This is a genomic window from Vibrio sp. Y2-5, from assembly GCF_014596725.1.
Classification (GTDB): Bacteria; Pseudomonadota; Gammaproteobacteria; order Enterobacterales; family Vibrionaceae; genus Vibrio.
This window is the reverse complement of record NZ_JACVEG010000013.1, coordinates 49,872-69,688: the sequence shown is the minus strand read 5'-3', so window position 1 is coordinate 69,688 and position 19,817 is coordinate 49,872. Positions and strand designations below refer to the sequence as shown.

Annotated in this window: 11 protein-coding genes and 11 tRNA genes; 17 read left to right on the top strand and 5 right to left on the bottom strand. The window is 44.7% G+C overall.

Annotation, left to right across the window (positions count from 1 at the left end; translation table 11 throughout):
• Nucleotides 1-71: 71 nt before the first annotated feature.
• The 3 genes from HUO09_RS20445 to HUO09_RS20435 all read right to left on the bottom strand — a co-directional run bounded on the left by HUO09_RS20445 (nucleotide 72) and on the right by HUO09_RS20435 (nucleotide 4,666).
• Nucleotides 72-323, bottom strand: a complete 252-nt coding sequence (locus tag HUO09_RS20445) for an accessory factor UbiK family protein (protein ID WP_042489818.1) — start codon at nucleotides 321-323, stop codon at nucleotides 72-74.
• 117 nt (nucleotides 324-440) lie between these two features.
• Entirely contained in the window at nucleotides 441-3,548 is a 3,108-nt protein-coding gene (locus HUO09_RS20440; protein ID WP_188235163.1) for a multidrug efflux RND transporter permease subunit, read from the bottom strand.
• A gap of 11 nt (nucleotides 3,549-3,559) precedes the next feature.
• Nucleotides 3,560-4,666 (bottom strand): efflux RND transporter periplasmic adaptor subunit, encoded by a 1,107-nt coding sequence (locus HUO09_RS20435; RefSeq protein ID WP_167413437.1) that lies wholly within the window; start codon nucleotides 4,664-4,666, stop codon nucleotides 3,560-3,562.
• A gap of 274 nt (nucleotides 4,667-4,940) precedes the next feature.
• On the opposite strand from HUO09_RS20435, the gene rep reads away from it, so the two are divergent.
• On the top strand, nucleotides 4,941-6,956 hold the full coding sequence (gene rep / locus HUO09_RS20430; RefSeq protein ID WP_167413438.1) for a DNA helicase Rep: 2,016 nt from the start codon (nucleotides 4,941-4,943) through the stop codon (nucleotides 6,954-6,956).
• Between the two features lie 86 nt (nucleotides 6,957-7,042).
• Here the strand turns inward: rep and HUO09_RS20425 are convergent, their stop codons facing one another.
• Nucleotides 7,043-7,444, bottom strand: coding sequence for a cytochrome c5 family protein (locus tag HUO09_RS20425; RefSeq protein ID WP_167413439.1), 402 nt, complete (start codon nucleotides 7,442-7,444; stop codon nucleotides 7,043-7,045).
• Between the two features lie 316 nt (nucleotides 7,445-7,760).
• On the opposite strand from HUO09_RS20425, the gene HUO09_RS20420 reads away from it, so the two are divergent.
• The 16 genes from HUO09_RS20420 to HUO09_RS20345 all read left to right on the top strand — a co-directional run bounded on the left by HUO09_RS20420 (nucleotide 7,761) and on the right by HUO09_RS20345 (nucleotide 16,619).
• Nucleotides 7,761-7,837, top strand: a tRNA-Arg gene (locus HUO09_RS20420).
• A 43-nt stretch (nucleotides 7,838-7,880) separates the two neighbouring features.
• Nucleotides 7,881-7,956 (top strand) — tRNA-His (locus tag HUO09_RS20415).
• Between the two features lie 55 nt (nucleotides 7,957-8,011).
• A tRNA-Pro gene (locus HUO09_RS20410) sits at nucleotides 8,012-8,088 on the top strand.
• A 9-nt stretch (nucleotides 8,089-8,097) separates the two neighbouring features.
• Nucleotides 8,098-8,173 (top strand) — tRNA-His (locus HUO09_RS20405).
• Between the two features lie 55 nt (nucleotides 8,174-8,228).
• Nucleotides 8,229-8,305, top strand: a tRNA-Pro gene (locus tag HUO09_RS20400).
• A gap of 9 nt (nucleotides 8,306-8,314) precedes the next feature.
• Nucleotides 8,315-8,390: transfer RNA gene (locus HUO09_RS20395), tRNA-His, on the top strand.
• A gap of 55 nt (nucleotides 8,391-8,445) precedes the next feature.
• Nucleotides 8,446-8,522: transfer RNA gene (locus HUO09_RS20390), tRNA-Pro, on the top strand.
• Between the two features lie 9 nt (nucleotides 8,523-8,531).
• Nucleotides 8,532-8,607, top strand: a tRNA-His gene (locus HUO09_RS20385).
• Between the two features lie 55 nt (nucleotides 8,608-8,662).
• Nucleotides 8,663-8,739: transfer RNA gene (locus tag HUO09_RS20380), tRNA-Pro, on the top strand.
• Nucleotides 8,740-8,748: 9 nt separating this feature from the next.
• Nucleotides 8,749-8,824: transfer RNA gene (locus HUO09_RS20375), tRNA-His, on the top strand.
• 54 nt (nucleotides 8,825-8,878) lie between these two features.
• Nucleotides 8,879-8,955: transfer RNA gene (locus tag HUO09_RS20370), tRNA-Pro, on the top strand.
• A gap of 1,096 nt (nucleotides 8,956-10,051) precedes the next feature.
• Nucleotides 10,052-11,767 (top strand): ABC transporter ATP-binding protein, encoded by a 1,716-nt coding sequence (locus tag HUO09_RS20365; protein WP_188235162.1) that lies wholly within the window; start codon nucleotides 10,052-10,054, stop codon nucleotides 11,765-11,767.
• 94 nt (nucleotides 11,768-11,861) lie between these two features.
• Nucleotides 11,862-13,421 carry an ABC transporter substrate-binding protein gene (locus tag HUO09_RS20360; RefSeq protein ID WP_188235161.1) on the top strand — a complete coding sequence of 520 codons (1,560 nt, stop codon included), beginning with the start codon at nucleotides 11,862-11,864 and terminating at the stop codon, nucleotides 13,419-13,421.
• A 170-nt stretch (nucleotides 13,422-13,591) separates the two neighbouring features.
• Nucleotides 13,592-14,569: an ABC transporter permease gene (locus tag HUO09_RS20355; RefSeq protein WP_167412571.1), complete on the top strand. Its 978-nt coding sequence runs from the start codon at nucleotides 13,592-13,594 to the stop codon at nucleotides 14,567-14,569.
• Nucleotides 14,570-14,571: 2 nt separating this feature from the next.
• Entirely contained in the window at nucleotides 14,572-15,510 is a 939-nt protein-coding gene (locus HUO09_RS20350) for an ABC transporter permease (RefSeq protein WP_102964138.1), read from the top strand.
• A 164-nt stretch (nucleotides 15,511-15,674) separates the two neighbouring features.
• Nucleotides 15,675-16,619 (top strand): SPOR domain-containing protein, encoded by a 945-nt coding sequence (locus tag HUO09_RS20345; protein WP_188235160.1) that lies wholly within the window; start codon nucleotides 15,675-15,677, stop codon nucleotides 16,617-16,619.
• Between the two features lie 72 nt (nucleotides 16,620-16,691).
• On the opposite strand, the gene HUO09_RS20340 is transcribed toward HUO09_RS20345, so the two are convergent.
• A complete protein-coding gene (locus tag HUO09_RS20340; RefSeq protein ID WP_188235159.1) occupies nucleotides 16,692-19,817 on the bottom strand; it encodes an efflux RND transporter permease subunit in 3,126 nt (1,041 codons plus the stop codon).

The following is a 19,817-nucleotide window of genomic DNA, read 5'->3' as shown; positions in this document are numbered from 1 at the left end:
GTGAGATTCAGCCCTTTTACTATTTATCGAATCATCTAATTATCGAACATTGAAATTATCGATGAATGGAACTATTTATCAGCCAGTTTGCTTTCCAGCTCTGCTAATTTTTGTTCCATTTCAGTCAGCTTCTGACGAGTACGAAGCAGAACTTGAGTTTGTACATCAAACTCTTCACGGCTTACGACATCCAGCTTGTTAAGCTGGCCTTGAATCACTTGGCGAACTTTCTGTTCCACATCCGCACCCAGCTCTTTGACCGGTTGAGGCATTGATTCGTGAATTTGCTTAGCAATTTGCTCGAGTTTCTTTGGGTCAAACATTGGGTATCTCTCCTATCTTTCTGGCGAACATTCTATTCAATTCACGCCAGAAAGTCGTTAATTGCTGCAATAAAAAAGGCCACAGATGTGACCTTTTGTGATTATGAGAACATGAAGTTACTCATGATTCGCTTGTTGCTCTTTGTCAAAACGCGCCAGAGCTTCGAGTTCTTTTGCTTCAACAAACACGGGGAGTGGTTTGTGTTTTTCTGCGAGGTAGCTGTAGATCACAGGCAATACGAACAGTGTGAATAGCGTACCAATAGAAAGACCAGCAACGATAACAATACCGATACTGAAGCGTTGAGCTGCACCTGCGCCTGTTGCGTACATCAATGGGATTAAGCCAGCAATCATTGCTGCAGTTGTCATCAGAATTGGGCGTAGACGAACTTTCGCCGCTTCAGTGACCGCTTCAATACGAGATTTCTTATTATGAAGCTGCTCTTCTTTCGCCACTTCACAGATCAGAATACCGTGTTTGGTGATGAGGCCAACCAGAGTGATCAAACCTACCTGAGAGTAGATGTTCATGGTTGACGCTCCCCAAGCTAGCGTTATCAATGCACCACAGATCGCCAAAGGTACAGACACCATAATGACCAGCGGATCTTTCAATGATTCAAACTGAATAGCGAGAACCAAGAAGATGATTGCCAGAGCTAAACCAAATGTGGCGTAAAGCGCATTACCCTCAGTGACGTACTGACGAGCCTCGCCCATGTAGTCATGGTTATATCCGCTAGGAAGCTTCGTTTGTGCAACATTTTCAAACCAGTTGATTGCATCACCCATTGCGGCACCTGGTGATGGTACTGCGCCAATAGTTGCAGAATTTAACTGGTTGAAGTGTGGCAGTGAACGCGGTTCTGCAACCACATCAATACTGATTAAACTACCTAGCGGTACCGCTCTACCATCGACTGCGCGAACAAAATAGTTCTTCATCGATTCTGGGTTTAGACGATACTTGCGTTCAACTTGCGGGATCACTTCATAAGAGCGTCCATCTAAGTCAATTCTGTTGACGTAACCATCTGCCATCATGGTACCTAAAGTGATACCAATATCCTGCATAGTCACGCCATAAGCACCGGCTTTGTCTTTATCAATGTTAATCTTCATCGTGGCTGAGTCGTAGTTCAGATCTAAATCAGAATAAACAAACAGCGGACTTGATTTCACTTCAGTCAATATTTCAGTTGCGATGGTAAACAAACTTTCGAAACTGTTTGGCGTAGTTAAGACAAACTGAATTGGCAGGCCAGAACCTGCGCCTGGTAGCTCTGGCATTTGGAAAGCCGTAACTGCCATACCTGGAATGTTCTTAATCAATGTACCAACACGGTTGGTTACTTCCGCTTGGCTTGCTTCTCGTTCACTCCACGGCACCATAGAGGCGATACCAAACGCTTGGTTTGAATTTGGAACCCCTGTAAATACCTGTGCAAACTGAACTTCTTTCTGCTCTGACAGAATCTTATTCACGTCATTCATTGTATTTTGCAGATAATCTAAGTTCGCATTTGAAGGTCCGGTACCCATCAGAACCACAACACCTTTATCTTCAGATGGCGCAAGTTCACTTGGGATAAACTTAAACAGCATTGGTAAGCTTGCAAATACGATGAAAGCAAATGCAATAATGACGGGACGACGTTGCATCACAGCGTCCAGCATTCGAGCGTATCGCTCTGTCATTCCGTCTAGGATATGGTGAACTTTTTTCTCAAACTTGCTTGGCTCTTCGTTTACTTGCAGCATTTTTGAACACATCATTGGTGATAGTGTCAAAGCGACCACACCGGAAACAAATACTGCACCGGCAAGCGTCAAAGCAAATTCTTTAAACAGAGAGCCCGTGATACCACCCATCATGGCAATTGGAGCGTATACCGCACCTAGCGTTAAAGTCATTGCAATAACCGGAATGGCGATTTCTCGCGTACCGATAATAGCGGCGCGGAATGGTGTTTCACCTAGCTTGATGTGGCGGTCAACGTTTTCCAATACAACAATCGCATCATCCACCACCAGACCGATGGCCAGTACCATGGCCAGCAAAGTCATCAGGTTCCATGAGAAGCCCATAGACTGCATTACCATCGCAACACCGATCAGTGACAGCGGGATCGTCACAATAGGGATCAGTACTGCACGGAATGAGCCAAGGAATAATGTAATGACGACCAGTACAATTAATGCCGCTTCTAAGATGGTTTTAATCACCTCTTGAATCGACTCGTTAATTGCGATGGTAGAGTCATACATCACGTTCATTTCAATGTTGCTAGGTAAGTTACTTTTTAGCTGGGGCAACAGTTCGAGTACGTCGGCAGCAATATTAATTGGGTTTGCACTTGGCGCTGCGTTAATTGCAGCAACGACGGCTTCTCGTCCATTAGCACTTGCACGATAAACATCATGACTCTTTTCCAAAGATACTTTAGCCACATCACTCAAGCGGATGACTGAACCTTCCCCTGTTTTAACCACAAGGTTTTTCAGTTCATCCACATTTGATACTTGCGTATCAACACTACCGTTGTAAAGAACGAATTCACCAGTTGCTTGACCTGTGGCTGATTGGTAGTTATTGGCATTCAATACGCCCATCACATCAGTAGCCGTAAGGTTAAGAGCTGCCATTTTTGCCGGATCAAGCCAAACTCTGAGCGCGTATTTCATACCACCATAGAGATCGACTTTAGATACACCGTTTACAGTAAATAGCTGCGGGTTGATTACACGTTCCAGATAGTCAGTGATCTGGCTAGATGCTAACTCGTCACTGGTAAAACCGATATACAAAACAGCTGTTGTTGAACCTGTAGACATGGTTACCGACGGATCTTCCGCTTCCTTCGGCAATTGCGAACGTACAGAGTTTGTTTTCGCCAAAATATCCGATAAAGCAGCATTTGGGTCAGTATTGAGTTTCATCATCACCGTAATATTCGACTTACCTAATACGGATGAAGAAGTCATATAGTCAATGTTGTCGGCCTGTGCGATAGCTTGCTCTAAAGGCTGAGTAATAAAACCTTGAATTAAGTCAGCACTGGCACCGTAGTAACTGGTTGAAACCGTCACTACTGTGTTCGTCATTTCTGGATATTCACTCACCTGCATTTTGAACATTGCTTGCAAACCAAGCAGTGCAATCAAAAAGCTGATGGATATCGCGAGAACTGGACGTTTTATAAAAACATCAGTAAAGCGCATGAGTCCTCCAATTACAGCATCGGTGTTTGAGCTGGTGGAGTAGTTGCATTGCTTTCTACTACACGAACTTTTGAATTGTTACTTAGACGAACTTGCCCAGAGGTGATCACCTTATCCCCAATTTCTAAACCACTGAGGACATGAGCATTCGCGCCTTTACGTTCACCGACTTTGACTACGCGTTGTTCGACGCGGTCGACACCATCGACGTTTTTCATGACAAATACATTATCGCCATACAGGGTAAAGGTAATCGCCGTTTGAGGCACAATCACTTGGTCCGCCAATTTAGGTAGGATGATGTTAGCGCGAGCAAACATACCACTACGAAGTAGGCCATCGTTATTTGGGATATCAGCTTGCACTTGAATTAAGCCACTTTGCACGCTGACCGCAGGCTCAATTGCTGTAATTGAACCGGTAAAAGCCGTTTCTGGGTAAGAATCAACGAAAATGTTGACCTCTTGACCCAGAGAGATACGTGAAATATCAGTTTGTGAAACCGTAAAACGCAGGCGCATTATGCTGGTGTCTTCCAGACGAACAATGTCTGTTCCAGGTTGAAGGTATTGGCCTAAGTAAACGTTACGAATACCGACCACACCTGCAAACGGTGCTTTGATTTCACGGCGTTCAATTGCTGCTTTCAGGCTCTCGATGTCTGCAGACAAAGACAAATAGTTCGCTTCGGCATCATCGTAAGACTCTTTTGAAATCGAGCCTTTGGTATACAAGCCTTTATAACGTTTGTATTTTGCTTCAGCGGCAGGGAGACGAGCCTGAGTACTTTTCAGGTTCGCAATTTCTACTTTTGAATCCAACAATACCAAAGATTGTTCTGCTGAGACTTGAGTACCTGATTCAAACATGATCTTGTCAATAACACCGCTTGTTTCAGTGGTTAACGTCACACCTTGGTTAGGTTCAATAAAACCGATAGCCTCGATCACTGGTGTCCAGTCATTGGCTGTTACTTCAGTGACAGTAACAGGAAACTCTGGTTCAGGACGATTTGCCATATATTCGGCGATTTTCTGTTGCTTGAATAAATTGAAACCAATCACGCTGCCAAAAAGCAGTACAGCGATCAGTAACATAAAAAAGGTCCACTTTTTCATTCGGTTCAGAGCTCCAAGTTCGTGTTGGCTTGTTCGTTAATTATTTTCGAATCAAACTATTAAACACGTATGCTAACGAGTAAACCCGGGGGGAGATATTCTTCCTCGGGAAAGTATAAAATTATAAGTTGGCGGTATTATGCGCAACGATGCACTTTGTTTGCAATACAGCTGTGCAATAAAATGACAAATAGTTACACTTTTAACTTAGTTGGAATTCATCGCTTATGCGGATTATCATAAGCGGCCTTAATTTATTTGACTTGAGAACACTATGAAGCTGAACCCACGACAAGACGAAGCCGTAAAGTATGTATCTGGCCCTTGCTTGGTTTTAGCGGGCGCAGGTTCAGGTAAAACTCGTGTAATCACTAATAAAATAGCCTACTTAGTCCAACAATGTGGCTATAAAGCGCGCAATATTGCAGCGGTAACCTTTACTAATAAGGCCGCACGCGAAATGAAAGAGCGTGTAGGACAGACATTGGGACGCCAAGAGTCTCGGGGTTTGATGGTTTCGACCTTCCATACATTAGGGTTGAATATCATTCGTCGTGAGTTCAAGCACCTAGGTTTGAAAGCAGGCTTCTCTCTATTTGACGACCAAGATCAGTTGGCGTTGCTTAAAGAGTTAACGGAAAAGCAGTTAGATGGCGACAAAGACTTGTTGCGCCAGTTGATGAGTACCATTTCCAATTGGAAAAATGACATGATTACGCCAGATCATGCCAAAGCAATTGCTCAAGGTGAACAGATGCAGCTGTTTGCTTTCTGTTTTGAGATGTATCAGACCCAGATGCGTGCTTATAACGCTTTGGATTTTGATGATTTGATTCTTATGCCTGTAATGCTTTTGCGTGGTAATGAAGAAGTACGTCAACGCTGGCAAAATCGTATTCGCTATTTGTTGGTTGATGAATACCAAGATACCAACTCAAGTCAGTATGAGCTGGTGAAACTGTTAGTGGGTGAGCGCGCCCGCCTTACCGTCGTTGGTGATGATGATCAGTCCATCTATTCATGGCGCGGAGCGAAACCACAGAACTTGGTTTTGCTTGGCCAAGATTTTCCCAACTTGAAACTGATCAAGTTGGAGCAAAACTACCGTTCAACCAGCCGGATTCTTCGTGCTGCCAACATCCTGATCGCGAATAACCCGCACGTCTATGAGAAATCGCTGTTCTCTGAGATCCCCGATGGGGAAAAGCTCAAAGTCATTTTGGCGAAAAACGATGAGCATGAAGCTGAACGTGTAACGGCTGAAATCATTGCTCATAAGTTCCTAAATAGAACCGAGTACAGGGACTATTCCATTCTGTATCGCGGTAATCACCAGTCACGATTGATAGAAAAGTATCTGACGCAAAACCGGGTTCCCTACAAAATCTCCGGTGGAACATCGTTTTTCGCTCGTGCTGAAATCAAAGACATCATGGCTTATCTACGAGTGTTGGTGAATCCAGATGATGACAACGCATTCTTACGTATCGTTAACACACCTCGCCGAGAAATTGGTCCAGTAACACTCGAAAAACTGGGCAGCTATGCCAATATGCGAGGCAAAAGTTTGTTTGCAGCTAGTTTTGAACTGGGTCTAGAACAGCATTTATCGGGAAGAGGTCTTGAGAACTTACAGCGTTTTACTCAGTGGTTGGTCGCGATCGCTGATAATGCGGAACGAGGTAATACGGTAGAGGCGGTACGTTCACTGGTTCGTGATATCAACTACGAAGATTGGTTGTATGAAACCTCATCAAGCCCTAAAGCGGCAGAGATGCGCATGAAGAACGTCTCTGATCTTTACTCTTGGATAGTCGCCGACTTAGAAGGGGACAATCCAGATAAAGAAGAGAAAACACTGAAAGAGGTGGTACAGCGATTAACTCTACGTGACATGATGGAACGTGGGGAAGACAGCGATGATAGTGACGCGGTGCAACTGATGACTTTACATGCGTCTAAAGGTCTTGAATTTCCGTATGTGTACCTGCTTGGTTCGGAAGAAGGTATTCTGCCGCATCAAACCAGCATTGATGAAGACAATGTAGAAGAAGAGCGTCGCTTAATGTACGTAGGTATTACTCGTGCGCAGCGAGAGCTGACTTTTATTATGTGTAAAGAACGCCGCCAGTTCGGAGAACTGATAAAGCCGACGCAAAGTCGCTTCTTGGACGAACTGCCGTTTGATGATGTGGAATGGGAAAGCAAGAAAAAGCCGCAATCAGCAGAAGAGCGCATGGCAAAAGGACAAGCACATATTGCTAATTTACGAGCCATGTTTAAAAAGTAAATTGCGCGACGAAGGAAGAAAAGAAGAAGGGCTTGGTATTCACCAAGCCCTTCTTACATAGAAAGTGTTTGATATAGAGAAAGAGATTACAAACCTTCAATCATGTGTTCAATGGCTGCAACGATTTCATCGTCAGAACAGTCCATACAGGTTCCTTTAGGTGGCATCATGTTGAAACCGTTGATTGCATGGGTTTTCAATACATCGATACCTTGAGCAATTCGCGGTGCCCATTGATCAGCGTTGCCTTTAATTGGAGCGCCACTTACTCCAGAGGCGTGACAAGCGATACAGAAAGTACCGTAGACTTTTGCACCGTCACGAGGGCCCGATGGTTCAGCAGAAACAGGCTCACTGCCAGCTAGGTAAACACCACCAACGGGTTTAATTCGTTCAGCAATAGCATCATAATCAGCTTGGCTAGTTGCTAGTGCTGCAGTAGAAAAAGTTAGAGCAGCGAACAATACGCTTAAGAGTGATCGAGACATATCCTATAAACTCACTTTACATTCCGAAGGTAAGTGCTGCTTACCTATTTATATTTAGAGTAGGGCGATTTAAAGCAACTTAGTTTGTTTGTTAAGTTAACTTTGCTGTTAAATCAATGTAAACAGTGAGTGATTATATCCCGATAAGTTGTTGCAATAAACAACAAGTTGCGATCTTCAAGGTCTTAGTCACATCCTTATTGTGGTAATAGCTACAAGGATGTGACGAAAAAGCCACCAAACGGCAAAAAAAGTTGAAAAAATACTAGACGACATAGTGTGAACTACGTATTATTCCACTCCGCCGATAGGGCATGCGCCCGTAGCTCAGCTGGATAGAGCGTTGGCCTCCGGAGCCAAAGGTCGAAGGTTCGAATCCTTTCGGGCGCGCCATCCGGATGCTTACGGGATTGTAAGTGAATTGGCAAAAACAGTGGTGGCCATAGCTCAGTTGGTAGAGTCCCGGATTGTGATTCCGGTTGTCGCGAGTTCAAGCCTCGTTGGCCACCCCATTATTCTGGTAACTTCGGTTCCCTTTCTTCATGACATTCGAGATAAAACATTCGTCGGTGAATAGCGCAGCTTGGTAGCGCATCTGGTTTGGGACCAGAGGGTCGGGGGTTCGAATCCCTCTTCACCGACCACTAATTTTGGTGGCCATAGCTCAGTTGGTAGAGTCCCGGATTGTGATTCCGGTTGTCGCGAGTTCAAGCCTCGTTGGCCACCCCATTATTCTGGTAACTTCGGTTCCCATTCTTGATGAAATTCGAGATAAAACATTCGTCGGTGAATAGCGCAGCTTGGTAGCGCATCTGGTTTGGGACCAGAGGGTCGGGGGTTCGAATCCCTCTTCACCGACCACTAATTTTGGTGGCCATAGCTCAGTTGGTAGAGTCCCGGATTGTGATTCCGGTTGTCGCGAGTTCAAGCCTCGTTGGCCACCCCATTATTCTGGTAACTTCGGTTCCCTTTCTTGATGAAATTCGAGATAAAACATTCGTCGGTGAATAGCGCAGCTTGGTAGCGCATCTGGTTTGGGACCAGAGGGTCGGGGGTTCGAATCCCTCTTCACCGACCACTAATTTTGGTGGCCATAGCTCAGTTGGTAGAGTCCCGGAGTGTGATTCCGGTTGTCGCGAGTTCAAGCCTCGTTGGCCACCCCATTATTCTGGTAACTTCGGTTCCCTTTCTTGATGAAATTCGAGATAAAACATTCGTCGGTGAATAGCGCAGCTTGGTAGCGCATCTGGTTTGGGACCAGAGGGTCGGGGGTTCGAATCCCTCTTCACCGACCACTAATTTTGGTGGCCATAGCTCAGTTGGTAGAGTCCCGGATTGTGGTTCCGGTTGTCGCGAGTTCAAGCCTCGTTGGCCACCCCATTATTCAGGTAACCTCGGTTCCCTTTCTTGTGAAATTCAAGATAAAACATTCGTCGGTGAATAGCGCAGCTTGGTAGCGCATCTGGTTTGGGACCAGAGGGTCGGGGGTTCGAATCCCTCTTCACCGACCACTACAATTAAGCCTCAGTCGAAAGACTGGGGCTTTTTTACATCCAGAGTTTCAGTATTCGAACAGAGCGGGGTTCGCCTGATGTTCAGGATCTGGCTCTTCACCGCGCAATATATAAAACCTCACTGGAACGACTGGGGCTTTTTTACATCTAAAATTTACTATTCTAATTCACAGATTCGAACAGGATGGGGTTTGCCTGATGTTCAGATCTGGCTCTTCACCACGCACTAGATAAAACCTCACTGGAACGACTGAGGCTTCCTTACATTTAAAATTCACATTCTAATTCACAGATTCGAACGAATGAGGGGCGTGTGATATTTAAGGGCCTGATTTTCACCAATCACTATATAAAGATAAAGACTTATCAGAAATGAGGACTTTTTGCGTCTTGAAGAAAAATAATGATGAAAGGGATGCTTTAATGATGTTTTTGTAATTTCTTTGACTAAACGGTGGGACACGTTTCAAATTCTTAGGGGGCATTTCTTGCGCCGGGTAAAAATCATCTAGAGTATAAGTGCGTGTATTTTGTACAAAAATGGGTGTCGTAATTTAAAAGTGACTAAATTTGCAATTTATGTGAATGAAATTATTTGGAACAAACGCCTGTGTTTGTGATCTGTGTTTCGACGTAATGACTACTGTTTGATTTTTATTTAGTCATTAATTTTATCTTTCTCTATGATTTCTATTTTTGTTTCTATTTTGTTAACGGATTATCGCTGCTAAAAATTGATTTATTATTCACTGCTTTGATTTTAGATTGTATGGCTAATTTGTGTCTTTACAGTTTTTAAGGCTAAGTTGCTCGGTAATATTTTACGTGCTAGATGAATGGTCAAACCATTGTTATGTGCAATTATGGTGCATACAAATTCGATAATAGTGCTTTAAATTCGTTTTTTATCGACTTTTTATCCTATCTTTGTTGCTTTTCTGTGAAATATTTGCCAAATTGATGGGCTTGTAAATTGTCAGAATTTTGTACTGACAAGAATGGATTCACTTGTCTTCATATTACTCGTATTTTTCACTGAGGTATGAGGCGCAGACAGGGCAGAAAACTGCCGAGCAGTAGAGGTCTGGTGTAAATGTCACTTTTAGAAGTAAAAAACCTTCGTATTGAATATCCTTCGCGTCACGGTGTGCATGCGGCAGTAAAGTCACTTTCGTTCAACATTGAGCGCGGTGAAATTGTCGGTGTGGTTGGCGAATCTGGTGCGGGTAAGTCTACCGTTGGTAATGCTGTTATTGATTTGCTTAGCCCTCCAGGCACGATCGCTGGTGGTGAAGTTTTCCTAGATGGTGAAAAAATTTCCGGTTTATCACCTGAGAAAATGCGCAAAGTGCGTGGTTCTAAAATTGGCTTTATTTTCCAAGACCCAATGACGTCTTTGAACCCGCTATTTACCGTTGAGCATCAGCTAACAGAAACCATTCATGCCAATATGAAGGTTTCAGATGAAGAAGCTTATCAACGCGCTCTTTCTTTAATGAATCAAGTGGGTATTCCTCAGCCAGAAAACCGTCTTAAACAGTATCCTCATCAGTTCTCAGGCGGCATGCGTCAACGTGTTGTTATTGCTATTGCTCTTGCGGGTGAACCTGATCTGATTATCGCAGATGAACCAACAACGGCGTTGGATGTTTCTATTCAGGATCAAATCCTAAGTCTTATTCGTGAGTTATGTATCAAGAACAACGTAGGTTGTATGTTGGTCACGCACGATATGGGGGTTGTATCTAACGTTACCGATCGCGTAGCGGTTATGTATCGTGGTGATCTGGTTGAATTTGGTCCAACGGCGAAAGTGCTTGGTAATCCTGATCACAAATATACGCGCAGTTTGATTTCGGCTGTACCGCGTTCTGACAGGAAGCTCGATCGCTTCCCGCTCGTGACCTATATCGAGCAAGCGGAAGAGACCAAGTCGATTGATATTAAAAATCACTGGTTAGGTAGAAGTCAGGACGACCGAGCGTACACTGGTCCGTTGCTGAAGGTAGAAAACGTTAACTTGCGTTTTGTAACCAAAGATTCTTTATTCGAAAGCCGCCGTGAATATGTTCAAGCTTCAAACGATGTAAGTTTTGAAGTGTTTGAAGGAGAAACCTTTGGTTTGGTTGGCGAATCGGGTTCAGGTAAGTCAACTATAGCGCGTGTTATCGCAGGCCTTTACCAACCGAATGATGGTCGTGTGACCTTTGAAGGTATTGACCTAACCGCTCTGAAATCTGAAAAAGAACGCCGTCCTATGCGTCGTCAAATGCAGATGGTATTCCAGAACCCTTATACGTCGATGAACCCGCGTATGAAGATTTTTGATATCGTTGCAGAGCCTATCCGTTTCCACAAGTTAACCAGTGGTGAAGCGGAAACACGTCAAATCGTAAACGACTTATTAGAGCATGTTGGCCTTGGGAAAATGGCTGGCGTGAAATATCCGCATGAGTTTTCTGGTGGTCAACGCCAACGTATTTCTATCGCTCGTGCGTTAGCTACGCGCCCGCGCTTATTGATTTGTGATGAACCGACATCCGCTCTGGATGTTTCTGTACAGGCTCAGATCTTGAACCTTCTTAAAGATCTTCAAGACGAACTGAACCTAACAATGCTGTTTATCAGTCACGATTTACCTGTGATTCGCCAGATGTGCGATCGCGTTGGTGTGATGAAAATGGGGACCTTACTGGAAGTTGCGCCAACGGAGCAGCTTTTCAACTCTCCTCAGCACGAGTACAGTAAACAACTGATTTCTTTGATGCCTGAATTCACAGGATTAAGAGAAGAAGTAAAAACGGCCTAAAGCCGTAACCATTACCAAACGTTCTTGTTTGGCATTTTAAGCAGAAGCAAATACAACAACTAGGGATTTGGATTCCCGCATAAGGAGTTATGCAATGAAAACCATGAAAAGCAAATTAGCATTAGCTTTAATGGCCGCTGGTTTAAGCTTTGCAGCTAGCGCAGCAGACATCAAAGTAGCGTACGACGCAGACCCAGTGTCTCTTGACCCACATGAGCAACTTTCAGGTGGTACGCTTCAGATGTCTCATATGGTATTTGATCCACTAGTTCGTTACACACAAGATTTGGAATTTGAACCTCGCCTAGCGGAAAAATGGGAACGTATTGACGACAAAACAGTACGTTTCCACCTGCGCAAGGGTGTGAAGTTCCATTCTGGTAACGAACTATCGGCTGACGACGTAGTTTGGACATTCGACCGTCTACAAGCTTCTCCAGATTTCAAAGCGATTTTCGAACCGTTTGAAAAAATCGTTAAAGTAGATGATTACACTTTTGACCTAGTGTCAAAAGGTGCATACCCGCTTGTTCTTCAATCAGCAACTTACATCTTCCCAATGGATAGCAAGTTCTATTCAGGTAAGACTGAAGACGGTAAAGAGAAAGGCGAAATCGTTAAGCACGGTAACTCATTTGCTTCTACTCACGTATCAGGTACTGGCCCGTTCATCGTAACTGCACGTGAGCAAGGTGTAAAAGTTGAGTTTGAACGTTTTGGCGATTACTGGGACAAAGCGTCTAAAGGTAACGTTGATCACCTGACTCTAGTGCCAATTAAAGAAGACGCAACTCGTGTTGCTGCACTGCTTTCTGGCGATGTAGATATGATTGCTCCTGTGGCTCCAAACGACCACAAACGCGTTGAATCAGCGAAAGGTGTTGATCTAATCACGCTTCCAGGTACTCGTATCATCACATTCCAAATGAACCAATCTAGCAACGAAGCGTTGAAAGATGTTCGTGTACGTCAAGCTATCGTTCATGCGATTAACAACAAAGGTATTGTTGATAAGATCATGAAAGGTTTCGCAACAGCTGCTGGTCAACAAAGCCCTAAAGGTTACGCAGGTTACAACCCTGAACTGGTTCCACGCTTTGACCTGAAAAAAGCAAAAGAGCTGATGAAAGAAGCGGGTTACGAGAAAGGCTTCACGCTTACTATGATCGCTCCAAACAACCGTTATGTGAACGATGCAAAAGTAGCTCAAGCAGTTTCTGCAATGCTGTCTAAGATTGGTATTAAAGTTGATCTGAAGACTATGCCTAAAGCTCAGTACTGGCCAGAGTTCGACCTATGTTCGGCAGACATGCTAATGATTGGTTGGCACTCAGATACTGAGGATTCAGCGAACTTCTCTGAGTTCTTAACCATGACTCGTAACGAAGAGACTGGTAAAGGTCAGTACAACTGTGGCCACTACTCTAACCCAGAAGTGGACAAGCTAGTTGAAGCGTCTGCAACTGAAACAGATCCAGCGAAACGTGCAGCAATGCTACAGAAAGTTGAAGCGACTCTGTACAACGACGCAGCGTTCGTACCACTACATTGGCAAAACCTTGCTTGGGGTGCGAAGTCTACTCTACACGCGAAAGACATCGTTAACCCAATGGAAATGCCTTACTTCGGCGACCTAGTGGTTGACGAGAAGTAAGATTAAGCATTAACAAGTAACACCACGCCTTCGGTGTTTGACATCGAAGGCGTGTTTTAGCACTTAGACAGTTTATTTTTTCAGTCGGATAAAGTGTCGTTTTTTTAGGCTGAGTATTTTCGCACCTCGTGTGTATTCCGAATTTTGCATGGAAAGTTAAGGGGCAAGGAATGTTTACGTTTCTGGTCAAGCGCCTGTTTCAGGCACTGATAGTGATGTTTGTGATCAGTTTAGTGGCGTTTGCCATCCAAGATAACTTGGGTGACCCGCTACGTGAGCTTGTCGGCCAATCTGTTTCAGAAGCTGAGCGCCAAGCTCTGCGCGATGAACTTGGTCTGAACGATCCCTTCATTACCAAATATTCTCGCTTTGTTACTGCTGCAGTGCAGGGTGACTTAGGCACATCTTATTTCTTTAAACGCCCAGCTATTGAAGTCATTCTTGATAAATTAGTGGCGACTTTGGAACTTGTATTTGGCGCGTCATTAATCATTATTGTTTGCTCTATTCCAATTGGGGTTTATACGGCAATAAAACCAAAAAGTCTGTTTACGAAAGTCGTGATGGCCGGTAGTAGCATCGGTATTTCAATTCCGGTGTTCTTAACAGCGATTATGCTGATGTATATCTTCTCAATTGAATTAGGCTGGCTGCCTTCTTATGGTCGAGGCGAAACATACAATCTATTGGGCTGGGAGTCAGGCTACTTTACCTGGGATGGCATTAAGCACCTGATCTTGCCATGTGTTTCACTGGCTTCAATTATGTTACCGCTGTTTATTCGTCTGGTTCGTTCTGAAATGTTGGAAGTATTAAGCTCTGAATACATTAAATTTGCTACGGCAAAAGGTTTACCGCTGAAGAAAATCTATTTCCAACACGCTTTGAAAAACACTATGTTGCCAGTACTAACGGTCGGTGGGGTTCAGATTGGTACTATGGTGGCATATACCATTTTGACTGAGACAGTATTCCAGTGGCCGGGTACAGGTTTCCTATTCCTTGAAGCGATTAACCGTGTAGATACACCTTTGATTACTGCTTACGTTATTTTTGTTGGCTTAATCTTCGTTGTAACCAACACTGTGGTTGATTTGTTATACGGATTGATTAACCCAACCGTAGACTTAACAGGAAAAGGAGCATAATCATGAGCGAATTTGCAGCAGCTCCTTCACGCTGGGAGCGTTTTAAACAGTCAGATTTTCTGTACTACTTCTTACGTGACAAAGTGGCAATGTTCAGCTTTGCCATCTGTATGATTTTCTTGGTGCTCTCAGTGGCTGCGCCGCTTATTGCACCGACAGACCCATACGATATGTCATCCATCGACATTATGGACGCAGAACTACCACCATCTTGGATGGATGGCGGTGATACACGCTTTCTGCTGGGTACGGATGAACAAGGGCGTGATATTTTATCGACCATGCTTTACGGCTCACGTCTTTCACTCACGATCGGTTTCCTAGCGGTAGCTCTACAGCTGTTCTTAGGCATTATCATTGGTCTGTCTTCGGGTTACTTTGGTGGCCGTATTGATAGCTACTTAATGCGTTTTGCAGATGTTCAGTTGTCGTTCTCGACCATGATGGTGGCGATCATTGTGTCGGCAATCTTCAAAGCGAGTTTTGGCAGTGAATTCTATAGTGAGTACGCAGTTTTAATGCTGGTGGTGATTATCGGTGTGGCTGAATGGCCTCAGTACGCGCGTACCATCCGTGCATCCGTATTAGCCGAGAAGAAGAAAGAGTATGTGGAAGCGGCTCGCGTGATGGGCTTTAAAGCGCCTCGCATCATGTTCCGTCACATTCTGCCAAACTGTTTGTCGCCAATTTTGGTTATCTCTACGGTACAAGTGGCAAACGCTATCATGTCAGAAGCGGCACTTTCATTCCTTGGCTTAGGTTTGCCAGTTGACCAACCATCGTTGGGCGCGCTGATTAGTATCGGGTTTAACTATATTTTCTCAGGTTCTTGGTGGATCACTGCCTTCCCTGGCGTGCTGCTTGTCACTTTAGTGTTGGTGATAAACCTACTTGGTGACTGGCTACGTGATGTATTTAACCCGAAAATCTATAAAGGGTGATCCTCGTCGATTGATTTTGTTGACATAATCTACCTAAACTAGAGCCGTAAGTGATTTACGGCTCTTTTTTTGCTTATGTTTTTTCATAGAACTAGAAATAGTTAGGTAGATACAAGCTCAGGTCGGGTTATGACAATAACCATAGTCACCTGAACGGAGAGCGTATGGATATTAAAGGGATCGCAATGCCAAAACTTTCTCACCTTCTTTTGATTGGATTGCCTTTTTGTTTCGCTTCTCAAACACTTTTGGCTGCAGAGCCTGAGCAGTTTTTGTGTGGTGGAACTCAAACTTCAACCAATGAGCTTCCTCGATTAAACAGCAACTGCCCAATTGGTAAGGGACTGTGGGGGAAATCGGCGCCAAAAGGGAAAGATTCTTCTTTCTGGATTCAATGTGGCTTATTGAACGAAGCAATGCCCTTAAGCCGAGCGAAGGTTCTTTATCAGCATATTTCGACCGACGTGTGGATGAAGCCCGAGGGTAAAGCGCTGCGTTGTTTGATTGGTCCGTATAACGACTACACCACGGCCAAGAAAGAGCTCGCAGGGGTAAGAAGTGAGAAGCTGTACAAGGAAGCATTCATCCGTGAAGTGCGCAAAGGAGAGCAAGACGCTCCCGTTGTTACTGCGAAAAAACCGGCATCTAAACCGAAGAATACGCCTAAAAAAGTGGTCGCTTCGAAATCGAAACCTGTTGCTAAGCCAGCAGCAAAAGCAAAACCTGTAGTAATGCCAGCCACAGCTAAGGCGGCACCAAAAGCGACGAAAGAAATGTCTACTATCACCATTCGACGTGAAGCAACGCTGGGTGGTATTCATTACGTAGTTCCTTACGTGATGGATGAAAAAGAACAGTTTTATATGGAGCATGATTTGGCGTGGAATCGCTTAAGTTATGCCGACGCAGAGAAGCGTTGCCAGCAGCAGAAAATGCGTTTAGCAACAGAAGTGGAATGGAAACAGCTGCTTGATTCTAAAGTGATGGAAAAAGATAAGTGGCCAGTTTATTTGCCGTACTGGGGAGAGAACAGTAAAGGCTTCTTTACCACAGGTAAGGTTAATACCTTAAAAGGTACCTCCCTTCTCAACGTACTTTGCGTAAAATAACTCTCAGTTTATCGATTTGAGATAATAAAAAACCCAGTGAATGCCACTGGGTTTTTTCATTGCTAGAAAAGATTATGCATCTTCAGGGATCTTATGTGGTTGTGTGCGGAACAACTTCATCACAATCACAAAGAATACCGGAACGAAGAAGATGGCCAGTATCGTTGCGGCGAACATACCGCCCACAACACCCCAACCAATCGCGTTACGGCTAGCCGCACCGGCACCAGTACTCAGTGCCAGTGGAAGTACACCTAAGATAAAGGCAAATGACGTCATCATAATTGGGCGCAGACGCATACGACACGCTTCTACCGTTGCGCTGATAAGGTCTTTTCCATCGTCGTAGAGTGCTTTTGCAAACTCTACAATCAAGATAGCGTTCTTCGCTGACAAGCCGATAGTCGTTAACAGACCCACTTGGAAGTAGATGTCATTGGAGAGCGACTTCATGGTTGCTGCCGCAATGGCACCAAATACCCCTAGCGGAACAATCAGGATGACAGAGAACGGAACACTCCAGCTTTCGTATAGAGCCGCTAGGCTCAGGAATACGATCAGGATAGACAACGCGTAAAGTAGCGGCGCTTGTGAACCAGTTTGTACTTCTTGGTAAGAAGCACCTGTCCACTGCAAGCCAATACCTTGAGGCAGCTGAGCAACAATGTTACTGATCGCCTGCATCGCATCACCCGTACTCTTTCCTGGAGCGGCTGAACCTTGGATGTTTACCGCTGGAACACCGTTATAGCGTTCTAGACGTGGTGAACCGTAAGTCCAGTCAGTCGTCGCAAAGGCATCAAACGGAACCATTTCGCCTAAGTTATTTTTGACATGCCATAGACGCAGATCTTCAGGGTTCATACGGTATTCAGCATCTGCTTGTACGTATACTTTTTTCACGCGGCCGTTATCGATAAAGTCATTAACGTAGCTTGAACCCAGTGCCGTTGATAGAGTGCTATTGATATCCGAAACAGACAGACCCATTGCCATCGCTTTTTCATAGTCGATGTTAATGCGGAACTGTGGTGTATCTTCCATACCGTTTGGACGAACACCTGTCAGGTTAGGATTTTGCGAAGCCATACCTAACAGCTGGTTACGAGCCTGAATTAACTTATCGTGACCTAAGTTCGCATTGTCGGTGATGTAAGCATCAAAACCCGTTGCGTTACCTAAGCCCATAATCGCAGGAACGTTAAAGGTATAGATGTTTGCTTCTTTCACTTGAGAGAATGCCCCCCAAGCTCGGCCTACAATCGCGTTGACTGACATCGCTGGATTTGTACGTTCATCCCAATCCTTGAGTCGTACAAACGCCATACCCATGTTCTGCCCCTGACCTGCAAAGCTAAAGCCCGAAACAGTAAACACAGACTGAACGGAGTCAGACTCGTTTTCCAGAAAGTGCTTTTCAACTTTATCCATCACGTTCAGCGTTTGCTCTTGCGTTGCACCCGCGGGTAACTGAATGATAGACAGGAAAATACCTTGGTCTTCTTCAGGAACAAAAGAGGTTGGCAGACGAGTCCAAAGCGTGCCTAAGATGCCGACAATAATTACGTACATAGCAAGGTAGCGAATACGTTGATTCACGCCTTTACTCACAACGTTTTTATAACCGTTAGTACCACGGTCAAACGCTTTGTTAAACCAAGCTAGCGGGCCACGACGAACGTGGTGTTCACCTTTGTGCATCGGTTTTAGCAAAGTCGCACAGAGAGCCGGTGTCAGCACCATTGCCACTAATACGGACAGCACCATAGACGATACGATAGTCAGAGAGAACTGGCGATAAATAGCACCCGCTGCACCACCGAAGAACGCCATCGGGATGAATACCGCACTCAGTACCATTGCGATACCAACTAGTGCACCAGTAATTTGCCCCATTGATTTTCGGGTCGCTTCACGTGGCGGAAGACCATCTTCTGCCATTACCCGCTCAACGTTCTCGACCACAACGATAGCATCGTCAACCAATAGGCCTATCGCCAGTACAAGACCGAACATAGTCAGAGTGTTGATTGAGAAGCCAAACGCGGACATAACGCCGAAAGTACCTAACAGAACAACAGGAACCGCGATGGTTGGAATCAAGGTTGCGCGGAAGTTCTGCAAGAACAGATACATCACGAGGAATACCAGCACGACCGCTTCCACAAGCGTATGCACAACTTCTTCGATAGAGATCTGAACAAATGGCGTTGTATCGTATGGATAAATAACTTCAATGTTGTCTGGGAAGGTTGGTGACATCTCGTTGATACGAGCTTTCACTAACTCAGAGGTTTCCAGCGCATTGGCACCTGTCGCCAGCTTAATCGCAATACCAGCCGCGTATTTGCCGTTATATAAAGCAACCGCTTGGTAACTCTCGGCACCTAGCTCAACGCGAGCCACATCTTTCAAGCGAATTTGTGCACCATCGGTGTCTACTCGCAATAGGATGTTTTCAAACTCAGATACGGTTCTCATACGGCTTTGGGCCGTAATGGTCGCATTCAGACGCTGACCTTTAATTGAAGGTGTGGCACCTAACTGACCAACAGAAACCTGAGTGTTCTGCGCGCTGACTGCCGATTTTACTTGAGCAGGAGTCAGGCTGTATTTATTCAGTTTGTTTGGATCTAACCAGATACGCATCGCGTTCTGAGCACCGAACACCTGAACTTCACCTACACCCTGAACACGGCTCAGTGGATCTTTAACGTTAGAAATCATGTAGTCAGAAAGATCAGTGTTGTCCATGCTACCGTCTGATGAGACGAAGCCGACAACCATCAAGAATGAACTAGATGATTTTGAAACGGTAATACCTTGTTGTTTAACTTCACTTGGTAGCGTTGCTTCAGCAAGTGCAAGTTTGTTCTGCACCTGTACCTGAGCAATATCCGCATCAGTACCACTTTCAAAAGTAAGCGTAATGCTGAATGCACCGGATGAACTACTTTGAGACGACATATAAATCAGGTTATCAATCCCGTTCATATTCTGTTCTATCGTCTGTGTCACACTGTTTTCGACGGTATCAGCTGAAGCACCCGGATAGGTACCTGACACAATAACCGTTGGCGGTGCGATATCCGGATACTGAGATACTGGCAGTGTCATGATCGATAACACACCAGCAAGCATGATGATTATTGCAATCACCCAAGCAAAGATTGGGCGATCTATAAAAAATCGAGCCAT

What these genes read in the sequence shown, in the direction of transcription:
- rep (WP_167413438.1), top strand. Translation starts at nt 4,941, where the DNA reads ATGAAGCTGAACCCACGACAAGACGAAGCCGTAAAGTATGTATCTGGC.
- HUO09_RS20365 (WP_188235162.1), top strand. Translation starts at nt 10,052, where the DNA reads ATGTCACTTTTAGAAGTAAAAAACCTTCGTATTGAATATCCTTCGCGT.
- HUO09_RS20350 (WP_102964138.1), top strand. Translation starts at nt 14,572, where the DNA reads ATGAGCGAATTTGCAGCAGCTCCTTCACGCTGGGAGCGTTTTAAACAG.
- HUO09_RS20440 (WP_188235163.1), bottom strand. Translation starts at nt 3,548, where the DNA reads ATGCGCTTTACTGATGTTTTTATAAAACGTCCAGTTCTCGCGATATCC.
- HUO09_RS20445 (WP_042489818.1), bottom strand. Translation starts at nt 323, where the DNA reads ATGTTTGACCCAAAGAAACTCGAGCAAATTGCTAAGCAAATTCACGAA.
- HUO09_RS20435 (WP_167413437.1), bottom strand. Translation starts at nt 4,666, where the DNA reads ATGAAAAAGTGGACCTTTTTTATGTTACTGATCGCTGTACTGCTTTTT.
- HUO09_RS20340 (WP_188235159.1), bottom strand. Translation starts at nt 19,817, where the DNA reads ATGGCTCGATTTTTTATAGATCGCCCAATCTTTGCTTGGGTGATTGCA.
- HUO09_RS20355 (WP_167412571.1), top strand. Translation starts at nt 13,592, where the DNA reads ATGTTTACGTTTCTGGTCAAGCGCCTGTTTCAGGCACTGATAGTGATG.
- HUO09_RS20360 (WP_188235161.1), top strand. Translation starts at nt 11,862, where the DNA reads ATGAAAACCATGAAAAGCAAATTAGCATTAGCTTTAATGGCCGCTGGT.
- HUO09_RS20425 (WP_167413439.1), bottom strand. Translation starts at nt 7,444, where the DNA reads ATGTCTCGATCACTCTTAAGCGTATTGTTCGCTGCTCTAACTTTTTCT.
- HUO09_RS20345 (WP_188235160.1), top strand. Translation starts at nt 15,675, where the DNA reads ATGGATATTAAAGGGATCGCAATGCCAAAACTTTCTCACCTTCTTTTG.